Source organism: Nocardia sp. NPDC060249 (assembly GCF_042728755.1).
In the GTDB taxonomy this organism is placed as follows: domain Bacteria; phylum Actinomycetota; class Actinomycetes; order Mycobacteriales; family Mycobacteriaceae; genus Nocardia.
In genome coordinates, this window is the sequence record NZ_JBHXAQ010000008.1 from 150,590 (window position 1) to 172,948 (window position 22,359).

At 68.2% G+C, this 22,359-nt stretch carries 24 protein-coding genes and 2 tRNA genes; 12 read left to right on the forward strand and 14 right to left on the reverse strand.

Annotated features, from left to right (window positions below; translation table 11 throughout):
* The first annotated feature begins 108 nt into the window (after nt 1–108).
* Entirely contained in the window at nt 109–510 is a 402-nt protein-coding gene (locus tag ACFWFP_RS25955) for a helix-turn-helix domain-containing protein (protein ID WP_379299171.1), read from the forward strand.
* Nucleotides 511–532: 22 nt separating this feature from the next.
* Here the strand turns inward: ACFWFP_RS25955 and ACFWFP_RS25960 are convergent, their stop codons facing one another.
* Complete coding sequence (locus ACFWFP_RS25960) at nt 533–1,147, reverse strand: TetR/AcrR family transcriptional regulator (protein ID WP_379299173.1); 615 nt, start codon at nt 1,145–1,147, stop codon at nt 533–535.
* A gap of 60 nt (nt 1,148–1,207) precedes the next feature.
* On the opposite strand from ACFWFP_RS25960, the gene ACFWFP_RS25965 reads away from it, so the two are divergent.
* From ACFWFP_RS25965 to ACFWFP_RS25975, 3 genes are all read left to right on the forward strand, one after another.
* Entirely contained in the window at nt 1,208–2,200 is a 993-nt protein-coding gene (locus ACFWFP_RS25965) for a patatin-like phospholipase family protein (protein ID WP_379299175.1), read from the forward strand.
* Nucleotides 2,201–2,357: 157 nt separating this feature from the next.
* Complete coding sequence (locus ACFWFP_RS25970; RefSeq protein ID WP_379299177.1) at nt 2,358–3,830, forward strand: flavin-containing monooxygenase; 1,473 nt, start codon at nt 2,358–2,360, stop codon at nt 3,828–3,830.
* A gap of 52 nt (nt 3,831–3,882) precedes the next feature.
* Complete coding sequence (locus tag ACFWFP_RS25975) at nt 3,883–4,716, forward strand: SDR family oxidoreductase (protein ID WP_379299179.1); 834 nt, start codon at nt 3,883–3,885, stop codon at nt 4,714–4,716.
* A gap of 20 nt (nt 4,717–4,736) precedes the next feature.
* Here the strand turns inward: ACFWFP_RS25975 and ACFWFP_RS25980 are convergent, their stop codons facing one another.
* The 4 genes from ACFWFP_RS25980 to pepN all read right to left on the reverse strand — a co-directional run bounded on the left by ACFWFP_RS25980 (nt 4,737) and on the right by pepN (nt 8,789).
* Nucleotides 4,737–5,327 carry a ClpP family protease gene (locus ACFWFP_RS25980; RefSeq protein ID WP_378995589.1) on the reverse strand — a complete coding sequence of 197 codons (591 nt, stop codon included), beginning with the start codon at nt 5,325–5,327 and terminating at the stop codon, nt 4,737–4,739.
* Entirely contained in the window at nt 5,324–5,458 is a 135-nt protein-coding gene (locus tag ACFWFP_RS25985; protein WP_379299181.1) for a hypothetical protein, read from the reverse strand. The genes ACFWFP_RS25980 and ACFWFP_RS25985 overlap by 4 nt, the downstream gene beginning before the upstream one ends.
* Nucleotides 5,455–6,060, reverse strand: a complete 606-nt coding sequence (locus ACFWFP_RS25990; protein WP_379299183.1) for a ClpP family protease — start codon at nt 6,058–6,060, stop codon at nt 5,455–5,457. The genes ACFWFP_RS25985 and ACFWFP_RS25990 overlap by 4 nt, the downstream gene beginning before the upstream one ends.
* A gap of 137 nt (nt 6,061–6,197) precedes the next feature.
* On the reverse strand, nt 6,198–8,789 hold the full coding sequence (pepN, locus tag ACFWFP_RS25995; protein WP_379299185.1) for an aminopeptidase N: 2,592 nt from the start codon (nt 8,787–8,789) through the stop codon (nt 6,198–6,200).
* Nucleotides 8,790–8,975: 186 nt separating this feature from the next.
* On the opposite strand from pepN, the gene ACFWFP_RS26000 reads away from it, so the two are divergent.
* The gene (locus ACFWFP_RS26000; RefSeq protein WP_379299187.1) at nt 8,976–9,812 is read left to right on the forward strand and encodes a phosphoribosylaminoimidazolesuccinocarboxamide synthase; all 837 of its coding nucleotides are present in this window, start codon (nt 8,976–8,978) and stop codon (nt 9,810–9,812) included.
* Between the two features lie 31 nt (nt 9,813–9,843).
* Here the strand turns inward: ACFWFP_RS26000 and ACFWFP_RS26005 are convergent, their stop codons facing one another.
* Nucleotides 9,844–10,200 carry a winged helix-turn-helix transcriptional regulator gene (locus ACFWFP_RS26005; protein ID WP_379299189.1) on the reverse strand — a complete coding sequence of 119 codons (357 nt, stop codon included), beginning with the start codon at nt 10,198–10,200 and terminating at the stop codon, nt 9,844–9,846.
* Between the two features lie 81 nt (nt 10,201–10,281).
* Between ACFWFP_RS26005 and ACFWFP_RS26010 the strand changes: the two genes are divergently transcribed.
* Nucleotides 10,282–11,145, forward strand: a complete 864-nt coding sequence (locus ACFWFP_RS26010) for an NAD(P)-dependent oxidoreductase (RefSeq protein WP_379299191.1) — start codon at nt 10,282–10,284, stop codon at nt 11,143–11,145.
* A gap of 94 nt (nt 11,146–11,239) precedes the next feature.
* Here ACFWFP_RS26010 and ACFWFP_RS26015 read toward each other — a convergent pair whose 3' ends face one another.
* Nucleotides 11,240–12,025 carry an NAD(P)H oxidoreductase gene (locus tag ACFWFP_RS26015; protein ID WP_379299193.1) on the reverse strand — a complete coding sequence of 262 codons (786 nt, stop codon included), beginning with the start codon at nt 12,023–12,025 and terminating at the stop codon, nt 11,240–11,242.
* 68 nt (nt 12,026–12,093) lie between these two features.
* Here ACFWFP_RS26015 and ACFWFP_RS26020 point away from each other — a divergent pair, with 68 nt between their 5' ends.
* Entirely contained in the window at nt 12,094–13,041 is a 948-nt protein-coding gene (locus tag ACFWFP_RS26020; RefSeq protein ID WP_379225960.1) for an AraC family transcriptional regulator, read from the forward strand.
* 49 nt (nt 13,042–13,090) lie between these two features.
* Here the strand turns inward: ACFWFP_RS26020 and ACFWFP_RS26025 are convergent, their stop codons facing one another.
* The 5 genes from ACFWFP_RS26025 to ACFWFP_RS26045 form a co-directional block, all read right to left on the reverse strand.
* Complete coding sequence (locus ACFWFP_RS26025) at nt 13,091–13,522, reverse strand: nitroreductase family deazaflavin-dependent oxidoreductase (protein ID WP_379299195.1); 432 nt, start codon at nt 13,520–13,522, stop codon at nt 13,091–13,093.
* Nucleotides 13,523–13,542: 20 nt separating this feature from the next.
* Nucleotides 13,543–14,019: an NUDIX domain-containing protein gene (locus ACFWFP_RS26030; protein WP_379299197.1), complete on the reverse strand. Its 477-nt coding sequence runs from the start codon at nt 14,017–14,019 to the stop codon at nt 13,543–13,545.
* A gap of 106 nt (nt 14,020–14,125) precedes the next feature.
* Complete coding sequence (locus tag ACFWFP_RS26035; RefSeq protein WP_379299267.1) at nt 14,126–15,331, reverse strand: RNA polymerase sigma factor; 1,206 nt, start codon at nt 15,329–15,331, stop codon at nt 14,126–14,128.
* A 9-nt stretch (nt 15,332–15,340) separates the two neighbouring features.
* Entirely contained in the window at nt 15,341–15,739 is a 399-nt protein-coding gene (locus tag ACFWFP_RS26040; protein WP_379299199.1) for a YciI family protein, read from the reverse strand.
* Nucleotides 15,740–15,833: 94 nt separating this feature from the next.
* Nucleotides 15,834–17,054 carry an NAD(P)/FAD-dependent oxidoreductase gene (locus tag ACFWFP_RS26045; protein WP_379299201.1) on the reverse strand — a complete coding sequence of 407 codons (1,221 nt, stop codon included), beginning with the start codon at nt 17,052–17,054 and terminating at the stop codon, nt 15,834–15,836.
* A gap of 149 nt (nt 17,055–17,203) precedes the next feature.
* Between ACFWFP_RS26045 and ACFWFP_RS26050 the strand changes: the two genes are divergently transcribed.
* A complete protein-coding gene (locus ACFWFP_RS26050) occupies nt 17,204–17,848 on the forward strand; it encodes a DsbA family protein (protein WP_379299202.1) in 645 nt (214 codons plus the stop codon).
* A gap of 40 nt (nt 17,849–17,888) precedes the next feature.
* Here the strand turns inward: ACFWFP_RS26050 and ACFWFP_RS26055 are convergent, their stop codons facing one another.
* The gene (locus tag ACFWFP_RS26055) at nt 17,889–19,091 is read right to left on the reverse strand and encodes a M48 family metallopeptidase (protein WP_379299204.1); all 1,203 of its coding nucleotides are present in this window, start codon (nt 19,089–19,091) and stop codon (nt 17,889–17,891) included.
* Between the two features lie 36 nt (nt 19,092–19,127).
* Here ACFWFP_RS26055 and ACFWFP_RS26060 point away from each other — a divergent pair, with 36 nt between their 5' ends.
* Together ACFWFP_RS26060 and ACFWFP_RS26065 are read left to right on the forward strand one after the other, a co-directional pair.
* Nucleotides 19,128–19,601: a ribose-5-phosphate isomerase gene (locus ACFWFP_RS26060; protein ID WP_379299206.1), complete on the forward strand. Its 474-nt coding sequence runs from the start codon at nt 19,128–19,130 to the stop codon at nt 19,599–19,601.
* Between the two features lie 63 nt (nt 19,602–19,664).
* Nucleotides 19,665–20,468 carry an Fpg/Nei family DNA glycosylase gene (locus ACFWFP_RS26065; protein WP_379299208.1) on the forward strand — a complete coding sequence of 268 codons (804 nt, stop codon included), beginning with the start codon at nt 19,665–19,667 and terminating at the stop codon, nt 20,466–20,468.
* 45 nt (nt 20,469–20,513) lie between these two features.
* Here the strand turns inward: ACFWFP_RS26065 and ACFWFP_RS26070 are convergent, their stop codons facing one another.
* Nucleotides 20,514–21,470, reverse strand: coding sequence for a diguanylate cyclase domain-containing protein (locus ACFWFP_RS26070; RefSeq protein WP_378629970.1), 957 nt, complete (start codon nt 21,468–21,470; stop codon nt 20,514–20,516).
* A gap of 683 nt (nt 21,471–22,153) precedes the next feature.
* Between ACFWFP_RS26070 and ACFWFP_RS26075 the strand changes: the two genes are divergently transcribed.
* Both ACFWFP_RS26075 and ACFWFP_RS26080 read left to right on the forward strand, forming a co-directional pair.
* Nucleotides 22,154–22,224 (forward strand) — tRNA-Gly (locus tag ACFWFP_RS26075).
* 42 nt (nt 22,225–22,266) lie between these two features.
* A tRNA-Pro gene (locus ACFWFP_RS26080) sits at nt 22,267–22,343 on the forward strand.
* The last annotated feature ends 16 nt before the right edge of the window (nt 22,344–22,359 follow it).

Below are 22,359 nucleotides of genomic sequence, written 5' to 3' on the forward strand. Positions count from 1 at the left end.
GTCGCACCCTCCACTCAGTCCAGATCAGGGCGGGCCCCCTTGTCCCTCGGGTTACGCCCAGAGCAGAAGAGCCGGGTGTTTCGGTTCGGGGGTCCCTACGCTCGGAGTATGGGCGAGCACAGCGGGTTGCGGGTGATTCCAGGCGGACGCGGCGAACGGCGGTCGCGGCCGGAACCACTCTGGCGTGAGGCGCTGGGTGAACGGCTGCGCGCGCTGCGCCTGGAACAGCGCTCCACCCTCGTCGACACCGCGGGTCGGGCGGGGATCTCGCCGCAGTACCTCTCCGAGGTCGAGCGCGGACGCAAGGAGCCATCGAGCGAGATGATCGCCGCCTTGGCCGGCGCCCTCGGTACTTCGCTGGGGGATCTCGTCGCGCAGGTAGCCGAATCGATGCGCGGGCACGCCCTCGTTCCGGCGCGCGCGGTCGTGCTGGGCGGGCAACGTCAGATCGCCCCGTCCAGCTCCGCCCCTATCGCCCTGGCCCCGAACGCCGTCCTGCTCGCCGCCTGATCGGCCGTCGCGAGACCGGGGGTCAGCCGTCCACTGCAGCGCGCGTGCGGCTGGCGGCGATCTGGCTGCGGAGTAGGTCGACGATCGCGCTGACGGGAAGTTCCGGGTCGATCGCGCGCTGCACGCCGAGGCCGATACCGAGCGAGAGCAGTTGCAGCGCCGCGTCTTCCGCGGTCAGGGGGAGTTCGAGCCCGAGCTGATCGGCCTGCGTCTGGATCACTGTGGCGAGCATCGTCGTCAGGGTGCGTCGGCGCTCGGCGAGTTCGGTGCGGATCTCGGGCATGTGCCGGGTGCTCGTCGCGAACTCGACTTCCAGCGCGGTCCAGCCGACATCGCCGATGTTCTCGTCGGCCCATCGCGCGAATCCTTCGATCCGCTCGGCCAAGGTGTCGTACGCCAGCATCGCGTCCACGAGCGACTGGGCGCGTTCCACGTGGACGACGTCGAGTACGGCCAGGCCCAGTTCGTGCTTGGTCGCGAAGTTGGAGTACACCGCGCCCTTGGAGAATCCGGCCTCGGTGGCCACCTTCTCCAGTGGGGTCACGTTGTAGCCGTCGGCCATGAACAGCCGTTTGGCTGTCTCGACCAGTCGTTCACGCGTGAGAGCGTGCGACTCCTTGCGCGTCATTCTGGCCATGTGCAGGAGTTTAGCAAGATGGGCTACCGCTGGAATTCAAATACCGTTAGTATTCGAAATATGACTACACGACGTGGCGTAGCGATCGGCTGTGGTGGCCTGCTCGGCTTCGCCTGGACCGCCGTAGCCCTCGACGCCGTCGAACGCGCGCTGAACTGGGACATTCGCACCGCCGATGTCCTGGTCGGCACCTCCGCGGGCGCGGAACTGGTAGCGACCCTCGGGTCCGGGCGAACCCCCGCCGACCTGCTCGCCGCACTCGACTCGTCCCCGCACGCCGACCCGGTCCTGGCCGCGCACATCGCCGTCGACCCCGGCAGATTCCCCCCGCTGCCGAGGCTCGGATTCCCCGGGCTCGGCCTGGTCGGCGCCGGTCTGCGCGCTCGCTCGCCGTACACCGCGCTGGCCGGACTCCTGCCGCGCGGCGGCGGCGACGCCGACTGGCTGCGTTCCTTCGGACGTGCGCTGGCCGGCCGGAGCGGCTGGGTGAGCCACCCCGCGACCTGGGTGGTCGGCGCCGACGCGGCAACGGGTGCGCGAGTTGCCTTCGGAGCGAGTGACACTCGCATCGCGACGGCCGGAAACCCGGTCGCCGCAGGTGCGCGGGCGGTCGATCTGGGTGATGCGATCGCCGCGTCCTGGGCCATCCCCGGGTGGTTCCCACCCGTGCGGATCGGCGGGCAGGACTACGTCGACGGTGGTTCGGTGTCGTCGGTGTCGGCCGATCTGCTGGTGCCGTGCGAACTCGACGAGGTGGTGGTCATCGCCCCGATGACCTCTGAGGGCGGCGCACCGGCCACCGGCCTGAACCGGGTCGAACGCCTGCTCCGCACCCAGATGACCCGCGGCCTGGATCGCGAAGTCGCGCTGCTGCGCGCCGCGGGCACCCGGGTGGTCCGCGTCGAACCGGGTCCCGGGGAACTCGCCGCCATGGGCGCGAACTTCATGGATTCGGCCCGCCGACCGGCCACCATCGCCGCAGCCCGTCGCAGCGTTCCGGACCGAGTCGCCGAGGCGGTGCGCGCTTCCACTCTCGCGAACCGACCCACATGATCCGCCCGACCCGTCGAACCCGATCTCCCGGATCAGCGCGGTCATCAGCGGATGCTCGCTTGTCCGCCGTCGGGTCCCCGCGCGGCGGCGCCCCGGATCGCATCACTTCCCGCGTCGAGGTCGGCGCACCACTCGTTTCGTTCGAAGGAGAAGTCGTATGAGCCGCCAGCACGAGGTCGTTGTGATCGGAGCGGGGGTTTCCGGGATCTGTGCGGCGATCAAGCTGATCGAGGCCGGGATCGAGGACGTGGTGATCATCGAGAAGGCCGAAACCTTCGGCGGGACGTGGCGGGCCAACACCTATCCCGGCTGTGCCTGCGATGTCCCGTCCGGCCTGTACTCGTTCTCCTTCGCGCCGAACAGCGAGTGGTCGCGGTTGTTCGCGCCCCAGCCCGAGATCCTCGACTACGTCGACCGGGTGGCGCGCGAGCACGGGCTGGCGCAACACACCCGCTTCGGGGTGGAAGTGGTCGGTTCGCGGTTCGACGAGACGGCGCAGCTGTGGCGGCTGGAAACCAGCGACGGCCCGCTGAGCGCGCGTTTCGTCGTCTCGGCCGCCGGTCCGTGGAACGAACCACGCCTGCCCGAGATTCCGGGTCTGGCCGAATTCCCCGGCGAGGTGTTCCACTCCGCGCGCTGGAACCACGGGTACGACCTGCGTGGCAAGCGGGTCGCGGTGGTCGGGTCCGGTGCGTCCGCGGTGCAGTTCGTGCCCGCGATCCAGCCCGAGGTCGCCGAATTGCACCTGTTCCAGCGCACCGCGCAGTGGGTGCTGCCGAAACTCGATCACCGCGTGCCCGGCTTCGAGAAGAAGGTGATGCGCCGATTCCCGTTCGCGCACAAGGCCTTGCGCTCGACCGAGTACGCGTTGATGGAAGGTCTCGGGGTGGCGTTCCGGCATCCGCGGCCGCTGATGCAGACCGTGCAGGCCGTGGGGTCGGCGTATCTGCGTGCCGTGGTGCGTGATCCCGCGTTGCGGGCGAAGCTGCGGCCGGACTATCTGCTCGGCTGCAAGCGAATCCTGTTCTCCAACAGCTATCTCCAGTCGCTGACGAAGAGCAACGTCGACGTGCACGCCACCGGGGTCGCCGAATTCCGGGGCAACACCGTGGTCGGCGCCGACGGCACCACCGCCGAGGTCGACGCCGTGATCCTCGGCACCGGCTTCCACATCCTCGACACCCCGCTCGCCGACATCGTGCGCGGCGCCGACGGCCGCACCCTGGCCGAACACTGGCAGGGCTCGCCCGAGGCCTACCTCGGCACCGTCACCACCGGTTTCCCCAACGCGTTCACCGTCCTCGGTCCCAGCCTCGGCACCGGCCACTCGTCGGCGTTCGCCATCCTCGAAGCCCAGGTCGCCTTCCTCGTCTCGGCGATCGAGCGGGCGCGGCGCGAAGGCTGGGCGGCGCTGGACGTGCGTCCCGAGGTGCAGGCGCGCTACGTCGACCAGGTGCAAACCGCGCTGGCGAGCACCGTCTACAACGCCGGCGGTTGCCACAGCTACTACATGGATGCCAACGGCCGCAACAGTTTCAGCTGGCCCTGGTCCACCGGCGAACTCACCACCCGGGTCAGTGCGTTCGACCCCGCCGACTTCACCATCACCGACGTGACGGTGCCCGCGTGAGCGCTACCGGCCGCGCGACCCACCCATCGAGCACCAGACGAGAGGCCACACAATGAGCTACCCACGGATCGATCTCGCGGGCGCGACGATCGCGATCACCGGCGCCGCCCGCGGCATCGGGCTGGCCACCGCCGAGGCGTTCGTCGAGGCGGGAGCCTATGTCGCGCTCGGTGACCTCGACGAAGCGATGGCCGTGCAGGCCGCCGCCGAACTCGGCGACCACGCGATGGGCCACGTGCTCGACGTCACCGACAAGGCGTCCTTCGCGGCGTTTCTCGACGCGACCAGCCGATGGCACGGCCCGCTCGACGTGCTGGTGAACAATGCCGGCGTGATGCCGAACGGTCCGTTCCTCGAGCAGTCCGACCGGATCGATCAGCTCACGATGGACGTCAACGTCTTCGGCGTCATCCACGGTATGCGGCTGGCGCTGCCCGCCATGGTCGAGCGTGGCTACGGCCACGTCGTGAATGTCGCCTCGCTGGCGGGCAAGTTCCCGCTCAAGGGCCTCGCCGTCTACAACGCCAGCAAGTACGCGGTGGTCGGCCTGACCGCCGCCACCCGGCTGGAAATGGATGCCACCGGGGTCAGTGTGAGCGCGGTCCTGCCGTCGGCGGTGCGCACCGAACTCAGCTCCGGCATCGACTACGGCATCCTGCCCGCCGTCGATCCCGAGGACATCGCCGCCGCGGTCGTCCGCAGCGTCAAGACCCGGGCAGCCGAGACCGCGGTGCCCGGCTACGTCGGACTGATGGCGAACGCGTCGGGGTTGGTGCCGGAACCGGTCCTGCGGGCCTTCCGCAAGATGGCCCACGACGACGCCGCGATCAACGGCGTCGACGACAGTGTCCGCCGGGTCTACCTCGACCGCATCGAAAAGCAGTAGGAATCGGGGGCTGCTCCCGATCACTCCCGTTCGTGCAGCACCTGATCGACCAGTCCGTACTCGAGCGCGGTCTCGGCCGTGAACACTCGGTCGCGGTCAGTGTCTCGGCGCAGGGTTTCCGGAGTCTGGCCCGTGTGCTTGGACAGGATCGCCTCGATCGCCGCACGCATCCGGACGATCTCGTCGGCCTGCAAGATCAGGTCGGGAATGGTGCCCTGGCCGCGAGTCGCGGGCTGGTGCAACACGATGCGGGTGTGCGGGAGCATCGCCCGATGACCGGCCGCGCCACCCGCGAGCAGAACAGCGCCCACCGCGATCGCCTGGCCGACACAGGTGGTGTGCACCGGCGCCTTGATGAATCGCATGGTGTCGTAGACGGCGAGCATGGCGGACAGGTCGCCGCCTTCGCAGTTGATGTAAAGACTGATCGCCTGACCCGGGCTGTCGGATTCCAGGTGCAGCAGCTGGGCGATGAGCGCGTTGGCGACGCCGGAGTCGATCGGCGTACCCAGATAGACGATGCGTTCGCTGAGCAGGTGCGAGTAGATATCGGTGATCCGCTCACCGCCGCCGCGATGCTGCGACACGACATTGGGAATCGTGTAGGTCATGAGATTGCCTTCCGGACGGTGAGGAACGACGTGGAGTAGGGCCGCGCGATCTCGGGAGCCGATCCGCGTAGCGCGCCGACCAGGAATTCGAGGAGCGTCTTCGGTAATGCCGGTGCGGCAACGGCTCTCATGCGGTGATCCCGATGCGGTGGCGGTTCGGAACGACCTGATCGAAGGATTCGACGATGTGGTCGATGAACCCGTACTCGAGGGCTTGGGGCGCGGTGAACCAGCGGTCGTGCAGCGAGTCCTCGTAGACGCGGTCGAAAGGCTGGCCGGTGTCGTCGGCGATGAGGTTGAGCACCGTGTCGACGGTGTAGCGCAGGTCATCGGCCTGCACCTCCACCTCCACCGCGCTGCCGCCGATGCCCGCCGATCCCTGGTGCATGAGGACGCGGGCGTGCGGCAGGGCATACCGCTTACCCGGTGCACCGGAGGAGAGCAGGAATTGCCCTGCACTGCAGGCTAATCCGAGGGCCAGGGTGGACACCTCGCACGGCACGAGCCGCATCACGTCGCGGATCGCCAGCATCGACGGTACCGAGCCGCCGGGGGAGTGGATCCACAGCGAGATCCCGGCCTCGGGGCTCTGGGCGCCGAGGGTGAGTAGCTGGGTGATGAGGAGGGTGCCGTTGTCGTCGTCGAGGGGGCCGTCGAGGACGAGGATGCGGCGGCCGAACAGTTGCTCGCGGGCTCGCCAGCTGAACATCGGGGCTTTGTCGTCGTGTGTCATGAGTCCACGGTGCCTCGCGGACAGCGTGGTTCGGTGGTGATGCTGCTGTGGGCGGATCTGCTCTCAGCAGCGTGGTTTTGGGTGGGGCCGGCGGGGAGGGCGGCGGGGTTGTCCGGCCGCCCTCCCCGTGTGTGGTCTTACTTCGCGTCGAATTCCCTTGCGCGCAGGGAACGTTCGATGCCCGCACGGCCCTCGGAGACCAGGCGGTACAGGGCGGGCGGGTGGTCGCCGGCCAGGAACTGGTCAGCCTTGGCGACTGCTTCCTCGCTGATCGCCCAGTGCGGGTACAGGCCGATCACGACGGTCTGCGCGACTTCGCTGGAACGGCGATCCCATACCGCGGGGATCTCGGCGAAGTACTTGTCCACGTACGGCGCCAGTACGGCGCCCTGACCTGCGGGGGCGAAGCCGCCGACGATGGCGCGGGCGGTGATGTTGGGCACCGAGTCGTCGCCCATCACGGTGGCCCAGGCGTGTGCCTTGACCTCGGGGATCGGGCGTGCGGTGGCCGCGGTGGCCGCCTGGCGTTTGCCTGCCGCGGTCGGGTCGCCTTGCAGTTCGGCGTCGATGGTCGGGGAGTCCAGGCCGTCGGCGTCGATCCGGCCTGCCGCGGCCAGCGCGGTGATGACGCGCCAGCGCAGGTCGGTGTCGACGGTGAGGCCGGGCAGCCCGGCCGCGGCCGGGTCGGCGTCGAGGAGCTGCGCCAGCACGTCGAGGTGGCGCGATTCCAGCTTCGCTCCGGTCAGCGCGTTGACGAAGGCGAGCTGATGGTCCGAACCCGCCTCGGCGGCGCGGGCCAGCTCGAGCAGCCGGTCGGCGTACGCGGCCCAGCCTTCCTGCTCGGCCCACGCCGGATCGGCGTAGCTCGAGATGGCGGTGTTGGCCTGCATGAGCAGCCGCTGCACCACCCCGATCTCGGATTCGGAGCCGATCCCGCGCTGCACGAGGGCCACGAAATCGCGGGCCTTCATCTCGGCCTGACGGGTCATCTCCCAGGCCGCTGACCAGGCCAGCGTGCGCGGCAGCGAGTCGGCGATGTCACCGACGCGCTGCACGACCACGTCGAGCGAATCGGGGTCGAGGCGCAGCGAGCAGTAGGTGAGGTCGTCGTCGTTGACCAGCACCAGCGCACCGCGCGCCACGCCGACCAGCTCGGGCACCTCGGTGCGCCCGGCGGCGTCGAGGTCGAGTTCGACCCGGTCGGTGCGCACCAGCTTGCCGTCGACATCGTCGTAGACGCCGATCGCGATCCGGTGCACGCGGTACTCGCCCGCGCCGGGCGCCGCACCTTCCTGTACGACCGCGAAACTGGAGAACGTGCCGTCCGCCGCGACGGCGAAATCGGGGCGAAGGATGTTGAGGCCGGTGGTCTTGAGCCACTGCGCGCCCCAGTCCGACAGGTCACGCCCCGACGCCTTCTCCAGCGCCGCGAGCAGATCGTCGAAAGTGGCGTTGCCGTAGGCATGTTCGGCGAAGTAGTCGCGCAGGCCCGCCAGGAACGGCTGCAGCCCCACATAGGCGACGAGCTGCTTGAGCACCGAAGCGCCCTTGGCATAGGTGATTCCGTCGAAGTTGACCTCCACCGCGTGCAGATCGGAGATGTCGGCGGCGATCGGGTGGGTCGAGGGCAGCTGGTCCTGACGGTAGGCCCAGGACTTCTCCACATTCGCGAAAGTGGTCCAGGCGCTGGTATATTCGGTGGCCTCGGCCTGGCACAGCACCGAGGCGAAGGTCGCGAACGACTCGTTCAGCCACAGATCGTCCCACCACTTCATGGTGACCAGGTCGCCGAACCACATGTGCGCCATCTCGTGCAGCACGGTCTCGGCGCGACGCTCGTAGGACGCGCGGGTCACCTTGGACCGGAACACGTAGTCCTCGAGGAAGGTGACAGCGCCGGCGTTCTCCATCGCGCCCGCGTTGAACTCCGGCACGAACAGCTGGTCGTACTTGCCGAACGCGTACGGCACGCCGAAGTTGTTGTGGTAGAACTCGAAACCCTGCTTGGTCTCGGTGAACAGCCGCTCGGCGTCCATATGGTCGGCCAGCGACGCACGGCAGTACAGCCCCAGCGGGATCTCGCCGCTCGCGTCGGTGAAGGTGTCGGACCACTTCGCGTACGGACCCGCGATCATGGCGACCAGGTAGGTGCTCATCCGCGGGGTGGTGGCGAACGTGTGACGCACGACCGCGCCGACCTCGAGCTGCTCGATACCGGCGCCGTTGGAGATGACCGCCCAGTCCTCGGGCGCGGTGGCGACGATGTCGAAGGTGGCCTTGAGATCGGGCTGATCGAAGCAGGCGAACATCCGTTTGGCATCGGCGGTCTCGAACTGCGAGTACAGGTACACCTTGTCGTCGGTCGGATCGACGAACCGGTGCAGACCCTCACCGGTGTGTGAGTACTCGCACTCGGCCTCGACCACCAGCTCGTTGTTCTCGGCCAGCCCCGGCAGCGCGATCCCGGTCGACTCGTCATAGGAGCTCACATCGAGCGCGACGCCGTTGAGCACCGCCGACCGCACGCGCGCCGCGACCAGATCGATGTAGGTGCTCGCACCGGGAGTGGCGGTGAAGCTGACAGTGGTCTTGGACCCGAACGTGTCCGACACCTCGGACCCCGCACCGCGCGGCTGATCGGTGAGGTCGAGTTCGATCCGGTAGTTCTGCACGGCCACCACGGCCGCGCGTTCGACCGCCTGGTCGCGGGTGAGATTCGGGGCGGACATTGATCTCCTTCGTTCCTCGACGAACACGGCACGGTAGTTCGGCGTCCACAATGCCACTTGCCGTGCGCGCCCGCTCACGAGTTTCCGGCGACGGGCGGGCCGGGTAGGCGTGTTACCGGCTTCGGGCGGGCCGGTAGAGTTCGGGGAAACCCGCAGGTACCGCACCGGAGATTCGGAGGCTCGACGTTGAAGCATGTGCACGCCGGGAAAGTTCGCGACCTCTACGAGGACGGCGACACCCTGCTGCTCGTCGCGTCGGACCGGGTTTCGGTCTACGACGTGGTGCTGCCGACGCCGATTCCGGACAAGGGCGCGCTGCTGACGCAGCTGTCGAACTGGTGGTTCGAGTACTTCACCGGCATCCCGAATCACGTGGTCTCGGCGACCGACGTGCCCGCGGAGTTCGCCGGACGCGGGATCCGGGTGAAGCCGTTGAAGATGCTGGCTGTCGAGTGCATCGCGCGGGGGTATCTGACCGGATCGGGGCTCAAGGAGTACGAGCGGTCGGGGACTGTGTCGGGGATCGCGCTGCCCGCGGGGTTGCGTGACGGCGACAAGCTGCCCGAGCCGATCTTCACGCCGTCGACGAAGGCGTCCGAGGGGCACGACGAGGCGATCAGTTTCGCCGATGTGGTGAACCAGGAGGGCCGTGAGGTCGCCGAGAAGCTGCGCGATCTGACCCTCGAGATCTACTCGCGCGGGGCCGAACACGCGGCGAAGGCCGGTGTGATCGTAGCCGATACGAAGGTCGAATTCGGGTGGGACGGTGACGTTCTCACCCTCGGTGACGAGGTGCTGACGTCGGACTCCTCGCGCTTCTGGCCCGCCGACGAGTGGGAGCCGGGCCGCGCCCAGCGTTCCTTCGACAAGCAGTTCGTGCGCGACTGGTCGACCTCCACCGGCTGGAACAAGGAATACCCGGGCCCCGAGATCCCCGCCGACGTCGTCGAAGGCACTCGCCGCAAGTACGAAGAGGCCTACGAGCGCATCACCGGCAGGAAGTGGGCAGGAATCCAGGCTTGACCTGAGACGGCGCCGGTGGCGGACGGCTCGGTCAGTGCACGGGTGCGTCGACGCCTTTGACCGCGCAGATGTGGCTCATGTTCTCCCTGCCCCAGGCGCCGAGTGCGGCGAGGGCCGCGTTGAGTGACACCCCGCGGTCGGTGAGCGAGTACTCGACCTTCGGGGGGACCTGCGCGTAGACCTCGCGGTGGATGATCCCGTCGTGTTCGAGCTCGCGCAGTTGCTGGATCAGCATTTTCTCGGTCACGCCGGGAATCAGGCGTTTCAGGTCACCGAAGCGCTGAGTCCCGGTGGACAGGGCCCACAGGATCAGCGCTTTCCATTTACCGCCGACGACGTCGAGCGCGGCGTCGAGTTCGCAGGAATACGGTCGCACTCGCTGCGGCATGATGTCCTTACTTACCATTTAGTGGGTATTGCACTTCATAGTCGGTACTTGTCGATTGTAGCGCAACGGGCAAATCTAGAAGTGCGTTGCCGAACAGGCAGCGAGAACTTCGACGCTAAGGCAGCTATGACGAATTCAACGGCAGCACAGCAAGTTTCGGTGATCGGTCTCGGGGCGATGGGCACCGCGCTGGCACAGGCGCTGCTGGCAGGCGGTCACCGGGTGGTGGTGTGGAACCGCACCGCGTCGCGAGCCGAAGCGCTGGTGGCGCAGGGTGCGCGGGTGGCCGCGACCGCCGCCGAGGCGATGGCGGCGGCCGATCTGGTCATCCTGTGTGTCCTCGACGACGCTGCTGTGCGCGAGCACATCGAGCCCGCCGCCGCGCTGGTGCGGGGTCGAACGGTAGTCAACCTGACCACCACGACTCCCGAGCAGGCGCGCGCACTGGGCAGGTGGGCCGTGGCCAACGAGGTGGAGTTGATCGACGGCGGCATCATGGCATCGCCCGAGATGATCGGCGGCCCCGCTTCGCTCGTGATCTACAGCGGGGCGAGCGCGGCGTTCGATCGTCACCGGTCGGTGCTGGAACTGTTCGGCAGGGCCGAATACGTCGGCGAGGATCTCGGTGCCGCTGCCATGTACGACCTGTCGATCCTGGGCGGCATGTATGCCATGTTCACCGCGTTCCGCCAGGGCGCCGCGATGGTCCGCACCACCGGCGGTACCGCGGCGCACCTGGCCGCGCTGATGATCCCGTTCTTGCAGGCGATATCGACATCGCTGGCCGAGCAGGCCGTCGGCATCGACACCCCTGCCGACTACGTGCAGGTCCAGAGCGATGAGTTCACCGCCGCCGCCATCGATCTGATCGACAAGGCGGCGGTCGAATCAGGCACGTCCACAGAGCTCTACGGTGTGCTGCGCCGCACGCTCACCGGACTCTGAGCCGCTACCGAGAGCCCGCGGTGGGCGACGGGATCGGTGCGTGAGGGCCCGTGTTCGGCCGACCGGAGTGCCGCCCGGTCGGCCGAACGATCGTTCAGGCGGCGACGCGACTCGCGGCCAGCAACGCGTCGACGAAACCCTCGGCTTTCGCGTCGAAGGCGGCGTAGTGGGTGGTCCGCGCGTCCCCGCTGATCGCCTCGCCGATCACGAGATTGCCTTCGTCGTCGAGACTTTGGGGCTGCTCCTCGGCATCGGGCAGCAGGCCTACCCGCGAGTCCGCGAAACCGCTGTAGTAGGCCAAACCCTCGTTGAGCTGGGCTTCCAGCAGCTGCTGCATGCCGGGGACGATCGCGTCATCGGCTGTGGCTCCGAGCAATCCGAGCCACAAAACGCGCTTGCCCGCCAGTCGCGGCTTGCTGCGGCCGTAGGCGAAGCCGTAGTTCCATACGGTGTCGATCCAGCCTTTGAGCAGGGCGGGCACACTCTGCCAGTAGACCGGGAACACCACGACCACGACGTCGGCGGCCAGCATGCGCCGCATGTGCGCCTCGGCGGTGGGGGAGTAGACCTTGTCGCGATTGCCCCACTCGGGCTGGTCGGCGACGGTCATCCGCGGGTCGAAGTTCTCGGCCTGCAGATCGAGGAAATCGACCGTGTACCCGGCGGCGGTGAGGCGGCCTGCGGCGCGGCCGGCGATATGGGCCGACAGCGAATCGGAGCGGTGGTGGCCGAGGACCACGAGCGCGGTGGCGCCCGGTGCGGAGGTGCTCGATCCGGTGGTGGTCGGTTCGGCGGTGGCAGTCGTGGTGGCGGCGGACTGGGTCACGGTGAGCTCCTGTTCGATCGGGTGCGGGCTGGTCGGCCCGGTCGCTTCAGTCAACCGCGGATCGTGTGGACGATCTATGGGTGATCATCTCCAGTCGATAGGAATTCGTCTACCCTGGTGGGGTGGACCCGTTGAGTTCGTTGCTGAGCGGCATTCGTGCCGAAGGATCGGTCGTGGCCCATGCCGTGCTGCGCCCGCCGTGGACGATTCGCTTCGCCGACCGTGCGCCCCTGATCATGGTGACGGTGTTGCGTGGCGGCGGCACACTGGTGCTCGCTGATGGATCACGCACGAGTCTGATCGCCGGTGACACCGCGCTCGTGCAGGCGGGTGAACCCTTCCACCTGGCAGACACGCCCGCCGCGCTCGACCGTCCGCACGAGCGCTACGAGCTGTCCTGTTTCGTGCCGGACGGATTCGGCCCCACCGACATCAGTTGCGCGACATCGGAATTGATCGTCACGCCATCCACAACCGGTGCGCCGGGCGAGACTTCGCTGCTCGTCGGCGCCTATCGGGCATCGGGGCGACGCCACGAACGGCTCTTGCGAGCGCTACCGCAGGTGATGGTGGTGCACGAAGACCCGGAAATGTGTTTGTGGCTGGAACAATCCGCCGCCGACGCGGTCCGGTTCAGCGCGGGCTCGCAAGCGCTGATGGACCGGCTGCTGGACTGGGCACTGGTCTGCACGCTGCGCTCCTGGCTCGCCGAACAGCAGCATTGCGCGCCCGCCTGGTACCGGGGGATGGCCGACCCGATCGTCGGCCCGGCGCTCACCGCCATCCACGACCGGCCGTTCCACCGCTGGACCGTGGCGAGCCTGGCCACCGAGGCGGCGGTCTCGCGCGCCCTGTTCGCTCGGCGCTTCACCGAAGTGATGGGCGAACCACCACTGGCCTACCTCACCGAATGGCGCATGGCCGAAGCCGAAGAACTGCTCGCCGACCCCGCGCGCAGCGTCGCGCAGGTGGCCACCACGGTCGGCTATTCCGACGCCTTCGGCTTCAGCGCGGCCTTCAAACGACTCCGCGGGACGAGCCCCACCGAGTTCCGGGCCGCGCTGGTGTAGGGCGGGCATCGTGTTCGATGCCCGCCGTGTGTACCCGCCGGCAGGTGGGTCAGTTCCTCGGTGTGAGCAGGACCAAGGGGATCTCGCGCGTCGTTTTCGTCTGATAGTCGGCGTAGCCCTTGTAGGCCTCGGTGACCCGAGGCCACAGTGCCGCGCGTTCGTCGGAGGTGGCGACGTGGGCAGTCATCGGGCGCACGGGGCCGTTGCGCAGTGACACCTCGACGTTCGGGTTGTCGCGCAGGTTCACGAACCACGAAGGATGGGTGGGGTCGCCGCCGCGGGAGGCGACGACCACGATCGTGTCGCCGTCGATGATCGGCGCGGTCAGCATGACCTTGCGCGGCTCGCCGGATTTGCGGCCGATCGTGGTGAGTTGCAGGGACGGCATCCCGAAGAACGAGTTGCCGAGGCGTCCGCCGGTCACCGTGAGCAGGGTGCGGTGGACTCTGTTCATGATCTTCAGCTGCAGGTCGCTGGGCATAGCTGAAATCTACTCCGATCTCAGTGCAGCTGGTCGGTGAGCCGGGTGAGGAAGGGGCGCTGGCCTTTGCCGAGCTTTTCCTGCGCCGTGGCGGTGTCGAACCAGTCCGCCCGGTCGATCTCGGGGAATTCCGCGACCTTGCCCGACCGTGGCGGCCACTCCATCTCGAATGTGCCCGGCACGACGTCGGCCGGGTCGAGATCGCCCTCCACCGCCCACACTGTGAGGTACTTGCGTTTGGACCCGCTGCGATAACTCACCTCACCGAGGTCGATCCACACGCCCTCGGGCACCGGCAGCCCGAGCTCCTCGGTGAACTCGCGCCCGGCCGCGTCGCGCGCGGACTCTTCCTCGGACCGATACTCGCCCTTGGGAATCGACCACGCCGAGGCGTCCTTCTTCGCCCACAGCGGCCCACCCATGTGCCCGAGCAGGACCTCGATCCCGGCCTCGACGCGGCGAAACACCAGCACGCCCGCACTGAAAACGTCCGTCATCGCAGCGAGTCTGCCAGGCACCGGCTCGCGTGGTGCCCGGCAGCCTGGCTGTCGGCGAAAGCGCGCCGCGCAACGGCGTTTTCGGCGTGACCGGCAGGACCTGCCCTCACGCCTCGCCCGCGCGCAGACGTGCGGCGCGCAACAGCAGGTAGTCGCGTTCCGGCACGCTGGCGGTCTGTCTGGCCGCCCGCTGGTATTCGCGCACGGCCGCGGCCTGCTCGCCTGCCATCTCGTGAAGATGCCCGCGCACGGCGGCGAGGCGGTGCGAGCGCGACAGCGGTTCGGCGACGCTGTCGGCTACCGCCAGCCCCGCCGCCGGACCGTGCACCATCGCGGTGGCGACCGCCCGGTTGAGGGTGATCATCGGGTTGGGGGTCAGGCGTTCGATCATGGTGTAGAGCTGCAGGATTCGGGTCCACTCGGTGTCCTCGGGGCGTCGGGCCTGCGCATGCAGCGCCGCGATGGCGGCCTGCATCTGGTAGAGACCCGTGAGCCCGGCAGGCATGGTCGCGGTGAGCAGGCGAAGGCCCTCGGTGATCTGGGTGCGGTCCCAGCGGGAGCGGTCCTGCTCGGTGAGCGGGATCAGTTCGCCGTGTGGTCCGCAGCGGGCGGCGCGGCGGGCGTCGGTGAGCAGCATCAGCGCGAGAAGGCCGGTGACCTCGGTGTTTTCCGGGAGCAGCGTGCGCAGAGCACGCGTGAGCCGGATCGCCTCCGCCGACAGGTCCCCGCGCCGCAACCCCGTTCCGGCGGTGCTGGTGTGCCCCTCCGTGAAGATCACATACAGCACCTGCAGCACGGCACTGACCCGTGTGCTGTCGTGCCCGCCGTCGGCGAAGGGCCGATCCGATTCGGCCAGACGCTTCTTCGCCCGCGAGATGCGTTGGCCCATAGTCGATTCCGGGACGAGGAAGGCCGCCGCGATCTCGGCGGTACTCAGGCCGCCGACCGCTCGCAGCGTCAGGGCCACCGCCCCGGCGGGCGGCAAGTCGGGATGGCAGCACAGGAAGTACATGTCGAGGGTGTCATCGCTGCCGACCGCCTCGACGGGCACATCCCGTACGAAAACCGTGGTCTCCCTGCGTCGCCGCGCCACCTCGGCACGCACCGCGTCGGCCATCCGCCGCTGCGCGACCTGGATCAGCCAGCCGCGCGGATTGTCCGGAAGTCCGTCGCGATCCCACTGGGTCGCCGCCGCGAGCAGCGCGTCCTGCACCGAATCCTCGGCGAGGTCGAAATCGCCGAAGCGGCGAACCAATACGCCGAGGACCTGCGGCGAAAGTTCACGCAGCAGGTCCTCGATGCGCGGAGTCAGCGTCTCGCCTCAGGCTACGTCGGGCGCGCTCATGATCTGGCGCACCTCGATGTACTCACCGATCGGTGTGCCGCCGGGGCCCGGCGCCGCGGAGGCCTGCGCGGCGATCTCGACCGCGCGCTCGGCGGAATCGACATCGACCACCCAGAAACCGGCCAGGAACTCCTTGGTCTCCGGGAAAGGCCCGTCCGTCACCACCGGCGCCGAGCGGCCGTCGGAACACACGATCATCGCCTGATCGGGTGCGGCCAGGCCCTGCGCGTCGACGAGTTCGCCCGCGGCGGCGAGCTGTTCGCCCAGTGCCCGCTGGAAGTCGATGTGGGCGGCGATGTCCTCGGGTGCCCACTCCGGCAGCGGGATGTCGCAGTAGGCGGCCTCGGAATAGGTCTTGACCAGCATGAATTTCATGGTTCGGCTCCTGCTCGCTGCGCCCCGGTGGCGCGTTCGACGGTAGGTCGGAGCCGACGGGCAGTCTTCGACACACCAATCGCTGTGAAGTGGATCACAAGGGGGTGCTCGTGTCCGCCAACCGTGCGGGATCGACGGGTTCCGCCGACCCGATCAGCTGCTTGATCCGGTCGGTCACGTCCCACACGTTGACGTTCATCCCCGCGCGCACCCTGTTCTGCGGGTCCAGCCAGAACGTCACGAACTCGCGCTCGCCGAGATCGCCGCGCACCACCACCCGCACGTCGTCGCCGCGTCCGACGTAGCCGGAGTACTCCATCCCGACGTCGTACTGATCGCTGAAGAAATACGGAAGCCGGTCGTAGACCGCCGTCTTGCCCAGCATCGTCTTCGCGGCGACCGCGGGCTGATTCAGCGCGGTCGCCCAGTGCTCGATGCGGATCGGCCGGTGCAGCAGCGGATGGTCCTGCTCGGCGATATCGCCCACCGCGACCACATCGGGGTTGCTGGTGCGCAGGGCGGCGTCCACCAGCACGCCGCCGTCGACCGCCAGCCCCGCCGCTGTCGCCGCCTCGATATTGGGCTGGGCGCCCACCGCGACCAGCACCGCCTGCGCGGGCACCACGGTGCCGTCGCCGAGCCGCACGCCGCTCGCCTCACCCTCGTCGGTGAGGATCGCGTCGACGGAGGTGTTCGTGCGCAGGTCGACGCCGTGCGCGCGATGCAGATCGGCGTAGAACGCGCCCATCTCCGGGCCGAGCACGGTGACCAGCGGCAGGTCGGCCGTCTCGATCACCGTCACCTCGACGCCCTTGGCGCGGGCTTGTGCGGCGACCTCGAGACCGATCCAGCCTGCCCCGATGATCACCAGGCGCCGATCCGTGCGCAGTATCTCGAGCAGCGCGTTCGAATCGCCGATGGTGCGCAGGGTGTAGACGTTCGGGGCATCGGCGCCGGGAATGTCGAGCGTGCGGGCTCGCGAACCGGTGGCGAGGGCCAGTTTGTCGTAGTCCAGCGTGGAACCGTCGGGCAGTGTCACGGTCTTGGCGATCGGGTCGAACGCGGTGGCGGTGGTACCCAGCCGCAGGTCGACGTGGTGATCGCGGTACCAAGCGGCCGGATCGACGGTGAAATCGGGCAGCTGCTGGGTGCCCGCCAGATGCTGTTTCGACAGTGGCGGACGCTCGTACGGCAGCTCCTCTTCGGCGGCCAGCAGAGTGACGCGGCCGTCGAAATCGTTGGCGCGCAGGGCTTCGGCGATTTTCGCTCCGCCCAGACCTCCACCGATGACGACGAAATGCTGATTCGAGCTCATGAACGGACCCCTTCTCGCGGACGACCCGGACTCCTCGCACCCGAGCTTAGTGCGCGTTTTCACCCACGGGAACGATTCCGGCGGCGATGCGGTTGCACCAGTCGGTGGGGCGACCCGACCCGCCACCGCTGACCCGAGAGGAACCCATCGTGAGCGAGCAGGCCACCAAGGATGTCGCCGATTTCTGGTTCGACCCGCTGTGCCCGTGGTGCTGGATCACCTCGCGGTGGATCCTGGAAGTCGAGAAGGTGCGCGATATCGAAGCGCGCTTCCACGTGATGAGCCTGGCGGTGCTCAACGAGGGCAAAGAGGGCCTGCCGGAGCGCTACGCCGACATGATGGCCGCCGCGTGGGGCCCGGTTCGGGTCGTCACCGCCGCCGGTCAGAAGTACGGCGACGAGATCCTGTCGCCGCTCTACACCGCGCTGGGCACCCGGATCCACGACCGCAGAGCCGACTACGAGCGCGAGACGCTGCAGGAGACCTTCGACGCGGTCGTCGCCGACGCGCTCGCCGAGCTGAAGCTGCCCGCCGAACTCGCCGAGGCCGCGAACAGCACCGACTACGACGAGGCGTTGCGAGCCAGCCACCACGCGGGCATGGACAAGGTCGGCCCCGATGTCGGCACGCCCACCATTCACATCAACGGGACCGCCTTCTTCGGGCCGGTGCTCTCGCGCATCCCGCGTGGCGAGGACGCGGGCAAGGTGTGGGACGGCGTGGTCGCGCTGGCCTCGTATCCGCACTTCTTCGAGCTCAAGCGCACCCGCACCGAGGATCCGGTCTTCGACTGAGCCTGCGCACGGGGGTGCCTGCCTCGGCACCCCCGTCCGATCAGACCGGCTTCGGCGGCAACGCGGGCGGCGTCGAATTCAGCGGATATCCGCCGTGCGGCGGGATCATGCCGGGCTGCGGTGCGCTCGGACGCCAGAACATCGGGCCCGGCTTGCTGCGATCGCGCAGCGCCCACATCCGCCAGGTGAGCACCGGGTGGCTGGCCATCGCGTTGACCAGCCAGATGAAACCACCCCGATCGAGCGCGGCGCGGTCGGCCATCTCGTCGACGCCGACGTCGGTATTGAGGTACTTGCCCGCGGCGAGCGTCGCCATCGCGGTGGACGCGCCGTGCGGCCGGAAGCAGAAGCCGTGATTGTCGGCGGTGTACTCCTGGGCGCGGATCAGCGACGACCCGAGCAGCGGCAGCCACGGCGCGACGAACATGCCCAGCTGTCGCCAATAGGAGACGTGACCAGCGGCGATATGCCCGACTTCGTGCCCGATGATGAACGCGAGTCCGTCGGGTTCGCGTGCGGCGCCACCGATTTCGAACAGGTCGCTGTACACCACGACGAACCGGCGGAACCCGTGCCCGGCGGCGAACGCGTTGATCTTGCCGTTGCCCAGGATGACGTAGGCGTCCGGCGCCTTGTACATCCCGAATCGCGCCGCCGCCTCCTGCACCATCCGGTAGCCCTCGGGGAACTGGGTGGGCGACATCTTCACCCCGTTCACGCGCTGGGTCGCGAGATTCAGGCCACGACCGGCCCACAGCAGCACCGGCGCGAACAACAGCAGCAGCACATACGGACTGGTGACGATCGAACCGGTTTGTTCCACACCGTTCTCGTCGACGAGGGGATCGGCGAACAGTTCGAACGTCATGAGCAGGAGCGCGAGCAGGTACGCGACCGTGGTGAACATGATGACGACGATCAGCAGCGGGATCTCCCACGGATGCCGGGCGGGACGATCCCACGGCATCAGTCCGCGCGGTCGGTGCTGCGGCGGTGCGGGCGGACCGCTCGGCGGATAGTAGCCGGGGGCGTACCCGCCAGGGGCGACCGGCGGATACGGGCCTGTGTGCGGCTGCGGTGGGCCGGCCTGCGCGGGGAAACCGCCCGTCCGTGGATCGGGCTGGGCCCATGGTGAGGGTGGCGCTGTGTCCTTGTCCAGTGACGGTGTTCGGTCGGGCTGCTGCCCGGTGTGCTCCGGCGGGGAACCTGCCGAATGCGGGGAATGCGGTTCGTGCGGGTGCATGAAACGACTCTAAGCGGGCCTGCGACAATCGCAGCCATGCGCGTTTACCTGGGTGCCGACCATGCCGGTTTCGAACTGAAGAATCACGTCAAAGCTCATCTGCAGGAGGCCGGAGTGGAGGTCGTCGACTGCGGCGCCCTCGAGTACGACGCTCTCGACGACTACCCCGCCTTCTGCATCGAGGCGGCCCGGCGCACCGTCGCCGATCCGGGCTCGCTCGGTCTGGTCTTCGGTGGCAGCGGCAACGGCGAGCAGATCGCCGCCAACAAGGTGGCGGGCGCCCGTTGTGCCCTGGCCTGGAGCGTCGAAACCGCCGTGCTGGCCCGCGAACACAACAACGCCAACCTGATCGGCGTCGGCGGCCGCATGCACTCCACCGCCGAGGCGCTCGCCATCGTCGACGCGTTCCTCGCGGCCGCCTGGTCGGACGAGGCGCGCCACCAGCGCCGCATCGACATCCTGGCCGATTACGAGAAGACCGGCATCGCGCCCGAGGTCCCCGCATACTGAGCTCAGCACTGGCAAGGTCTGGCCGAAACACCCGCAGAGGTGGCTCGAGGAGGGTGTGTTTCTTTGCCTGAGGGGCACACCCTTCATCGGATAGCGCAGCTCCATCACCGGCGGTTTTCCGGCGGGGTGGTGCGGGTTTCGAGTCCGCAGGGGCGGTTCGTCGAAGGGGCCGCGCTCATCGACGGGCAGGTGCTGGAGCGGGCCGAGGCCTACGGGAAGCATCTGCTGCATCACTACGCGTCCGGGCTGACGGTGCACGTGCATCTCGGGCTGTACGGCACCTTCAGCGAGGCCGAGTTGCCGATGGCGGCGCCGGTCGGGCAGGTGCGCATGCGAATGCTCGGTGCCGCAACGGATTTCGGTACCGACCTGCGCGGGCCCACGGCGTGTGAAGTGCTGATGCCACCCGACGTGGACGCGCTCACCGCACGCCTCGGCGCCGACCCGTTACGCGCCGACGCCGACCACGAACGAGCGGGCGCGCGAATCCGCCGCTCCCGCAGGGCGATCGGCGCGTTGCTGATGGACCAGGCGCTGATCGCCGGTGTGGGCAACGTCTACCGCGCGGAAGTCCTGTTCCGCCACGGCATCTCGCCCTTCCGCCCCGGCACCTCGATCACCCCCACCGAATGGGACGCGCTCTGGGCCGATCTGGTCGACCTCATGCCGATCGGCGTCACCACCGGTCGCATGCACGTGGTCCGTCCCGAACACGACACCGGCGCACCGTCCTACGCCAAAGACCGCCCCCGCACCTACGTCTACCGCCGCCAAGGCGAACCCTGCCGAGTCTGCGCAACTCCCATCGCGCACAAGGTCATGGAAGGCCGAAACCTCTTCTGGTGCCCCGCCTGCCAGCCCGAGTAGAAATCGGCTGAGCCGGAGCGCGAAGTGCAGGCTTCGCGATCCGACTCAGCCGGCGACCGCCGTTCCCAGTTCGGGGTCGCCCGATTCAGCGAGCGCGAAACGCCGCCCGCCCGCCGATTTCGCCGAGTACATCGCGCGGTCGGCGCGACGCAACAGGTCGGTGAAATCGCACGTCTTTCCCGGTGGGCAGAACGCGGTGCCCACGCTGGCCGACACCGGCACGGGGCCCGCGCTCGACCACACCGGGTCGCGCAGTGCGGCGACCACGCGGTGTGCCAACTCGCCGAGGGTGTCGCGGCGCGGGTTGGCCGCCACCACGAACTCGTCGCCGCCGTATCGGCAGATCACCGTGTCGGGCGGGCACACCTCACGCAAGCGGTTGGCCAGTTCGACCAGTACCTCGTCGCCGATCGCGTGTCCGTAGCCGTCGTTGATCTGTTTGAAGCGGTCCAGGTCCACCACCAGCACACCGACACCGCGGCTCGGGTCGGCGGCGAACGCGCGTACCCGTTCTTGCAGCAGCGTGCGGTTCGCGAGGTCGGTGAGGGCGTCGTGAGTCGCCTCGTGGCGCAAGCGGTGCTGCAGCGCGGCGATCTCCTGTACGCGCAGTGACACTTTCGCCGAGATGTTCTGTTCCTGTTGCGCCAGAGCGCGTTCCTGCAGAGCCTGTGCGTAGCTGTCGATGGCCTGGCTGGCCACCAGCGGCCAGCGGGTCGCCACCAGCGAACCCGGAACCCCCGAGGGGAAGCCGAGCAGCCAGCGACTGGCATGGGCCAGCATCCTGGTGCGTTCGAACGGAGCCTCGGCCAATCGCGCGCCGAGCTTGCGCGCCTGGGGAACCGGGAACGGTTCGGTCCGAGCCAGGTGCAGCAGCCGCTCGACGATGTCGACGAGCACCGGCTCCAACTGGTGCGGCGCCGTGGAAGAGCCCGGTTCGGCGCATACCGCGCGGGCCCAGGCGCGGGCCATCGCGGCGACCGGTGGCTCGATGTGGACAGTCATCGACATCACCGGCGATAGGTGGCGACGAACTTGCCACCTCGATCATTCGCACTGCTACGCGGTTGGGTCCGCCGAGTTCGGCACACGCTCACCGCCCCCTTTCCAGATACCCCCGTCCGGCAAAAAGGATCCTAGCAAGCCACCCGAGACCGAAAAGTCACGTTCTGGAACGTGTTCTCTGATCTCTCGCGAATGGCGATCGGCTATGACATCGCTGCAGCGCCTCCGGCGTTACACATTTCCCGAAAAGAATTTCGGGAGCCGAAAACGTGCAGCGTGATGCCCTCCGTCGGGCGGTGGACGTTGCGTCGCCATGGGTCCCTCCTGGCACGGGGTGCGAGTCGTGACGATGTGGCAGTAGCCGTCACGCGCACTCTCATGGTGGCCTAATCGCCGCCCACATGCCGGGTTTTTAAGGAAAATTCTCCTATTTATTCCCCCGGTGGAGCAGGCGCCGGTCCCCATGGGCGCATCAACCATCGTCGCCGGGAGGGGGTTTCGGGGATAGGGTCATTAGGCCCTAATCGGGCATGGCGACGGTTGGTCGCACGGGGAGTGGGGTACACCTGCGGCCGACACGCATCAATCGGGCAGGCAGGGGCCGGATTGGCATTTTTCGCGCGAGGTTCGGTACAGTCGTGGCGCACACGACATCGTGGCGATCCCATCGATGTCGTATGCCTGCGGGTGTAGTTCAATGGTAGAACCTCAGCCTTCCAAGCTGATGGTGCGGGTTCGATTCCCGTCACCCGCTCAAACATGTATTGCCTCCACGGTGCTCACGCCGGTGAGGTATCGGGGTGTAGCGCAGCTTGGTAGCGCATCCGCTTTGGGAGCGGAGGGTCGCAGGTTCAAATCCTGTCACCCCGACCATCACCATTCGCCCAGC

Excerpts from the sequence above, each read along its gene's own strand:
- ACFWFP_RS25965 (WP_379299175.1), top strand. The coding sequence starts at position 1,208 with ATGACTACACGACGTGGCGTAGCGATCGGCTGTGGTGGCCTGCTCGGC.
- ACFWFP_RS25975 (WP_379299179.1), top strand. The coding sequence starts at position 3,883 with ATGAGCTACCCACGGATCGATCTCGCGGGCGCGACGATCGCGATCACC.
- ACFWFP_RS25980 (WP_378995589.1), bottom strand. The coding sequence starts at position 5,327 with ATGACCTACACGATTCCCAATGTCGTGTCGCAGCATCGCGGCGGCGGT.
- ACFWFP_RS25955 (WP_379299171.1), top strand. The coding sequence starts at position 109 with ATGGGCGAGCACAGCGGGTTGCGGGTGATTCCAGGCGGACGCGGCGAA.
- pepN (WP_379299185.1), bottom strand. The coding sequence starts at position 8,789 with ATGTCCGCCCCGAATCTCACCCGCGACCAGGCGGTCGAACGCGCGGCC.
- ACFWFP_RS25990 (WP_379299183.1), bottom strand. The coding sequence starts at position 6,060 with ATGACACACGACGACAAAGCCCCGATGTTCAGCTGGCGAGCCCGCGAG.
- ACFWFP_RS26060 (WP_379299206.1), top strand. The coding sequence starts at position 19,128 with ATGCGCGTTTACCTGGGTGCCGACCATGCCGGTTTCGAACTGAAGAAT.
- ACFWFP_RS26055 (WP_379299204.1), bottom strand. The coding sequence starts at position 19,091 with ATGCACCCGCACGAACCGCATTCCCCGCATTCGGCAGGTTCCCCGCCG.
- ACFWFP_RS26070 (WP_378629970.1), bottom strand. The coding sequence starts at position 21,470 with ATGACTGTCCACATCGAGCCACCGGTCGCCGCGATGGCCCGCGCCTGG.
- ACFWFP_RS26030 (WP_379299197.1), bottom strand. The coding sequence starts at position 14,019 with ATGACGGACGTTTTCAGTGCGGGCGTGCTGGTGTTTCGCCGCGTCGAG.
- ACFWFP_RS26005 (WP_379299189.1), bottom strand. The coding sequence starts at position 10,200 with ATGCCGCAGCGAGTGCGACCGTATTCCTGCGAACTCGACGCCGCGCTC.
- ACFWFP_RS26045 (WP_379299201.1), bottom strand. The coding sequence starts at position 17,054 with ATGAGCTCGAATCAGCATTTCGTCGTCATCGGTGGAGGTCTGGGCGGA.
- ACFWFP_RS25960 (WP_379299173.1), bottom strand. The coding sequence starts at position 1,147 with ATGGCCAGAATGACGCGCAAGGAGTCGCACGCTCTCACGCGTGAACGA.
- ACFWFP_RS25970 (WP_379299177.1), top strand. The coding sequence starts at position 2,358 with ATGAGCCGCCAGCACGAGGTCGTTGTGATCGGAGCGGGGGTTTCCGGG.
- ACFWFP_RS26040 (WP_379299199.1), bottom strand. The coding sequence starts at position 15,739 with ATGAAATTCATGCTGGTCAAGACCTATTCCGAGGCCGCCTACTGCGAC.
- ACFWFP_RS26025 (WP_379299195.1), bottom strand. The coding sequence starts at position 13,522 with ATGCCCAGCGACCTGCAGCTGAAGATCATGAACAGAGTCCACCGCACC.
- ACFWFP_RS25985 (WP_379299181.1), bottom strand. The coding sequence starts at position 5,458 with ATGAGAGCCGTTGCCGCACCGGCATTACCGAAGACGCTCCTCGAATTC.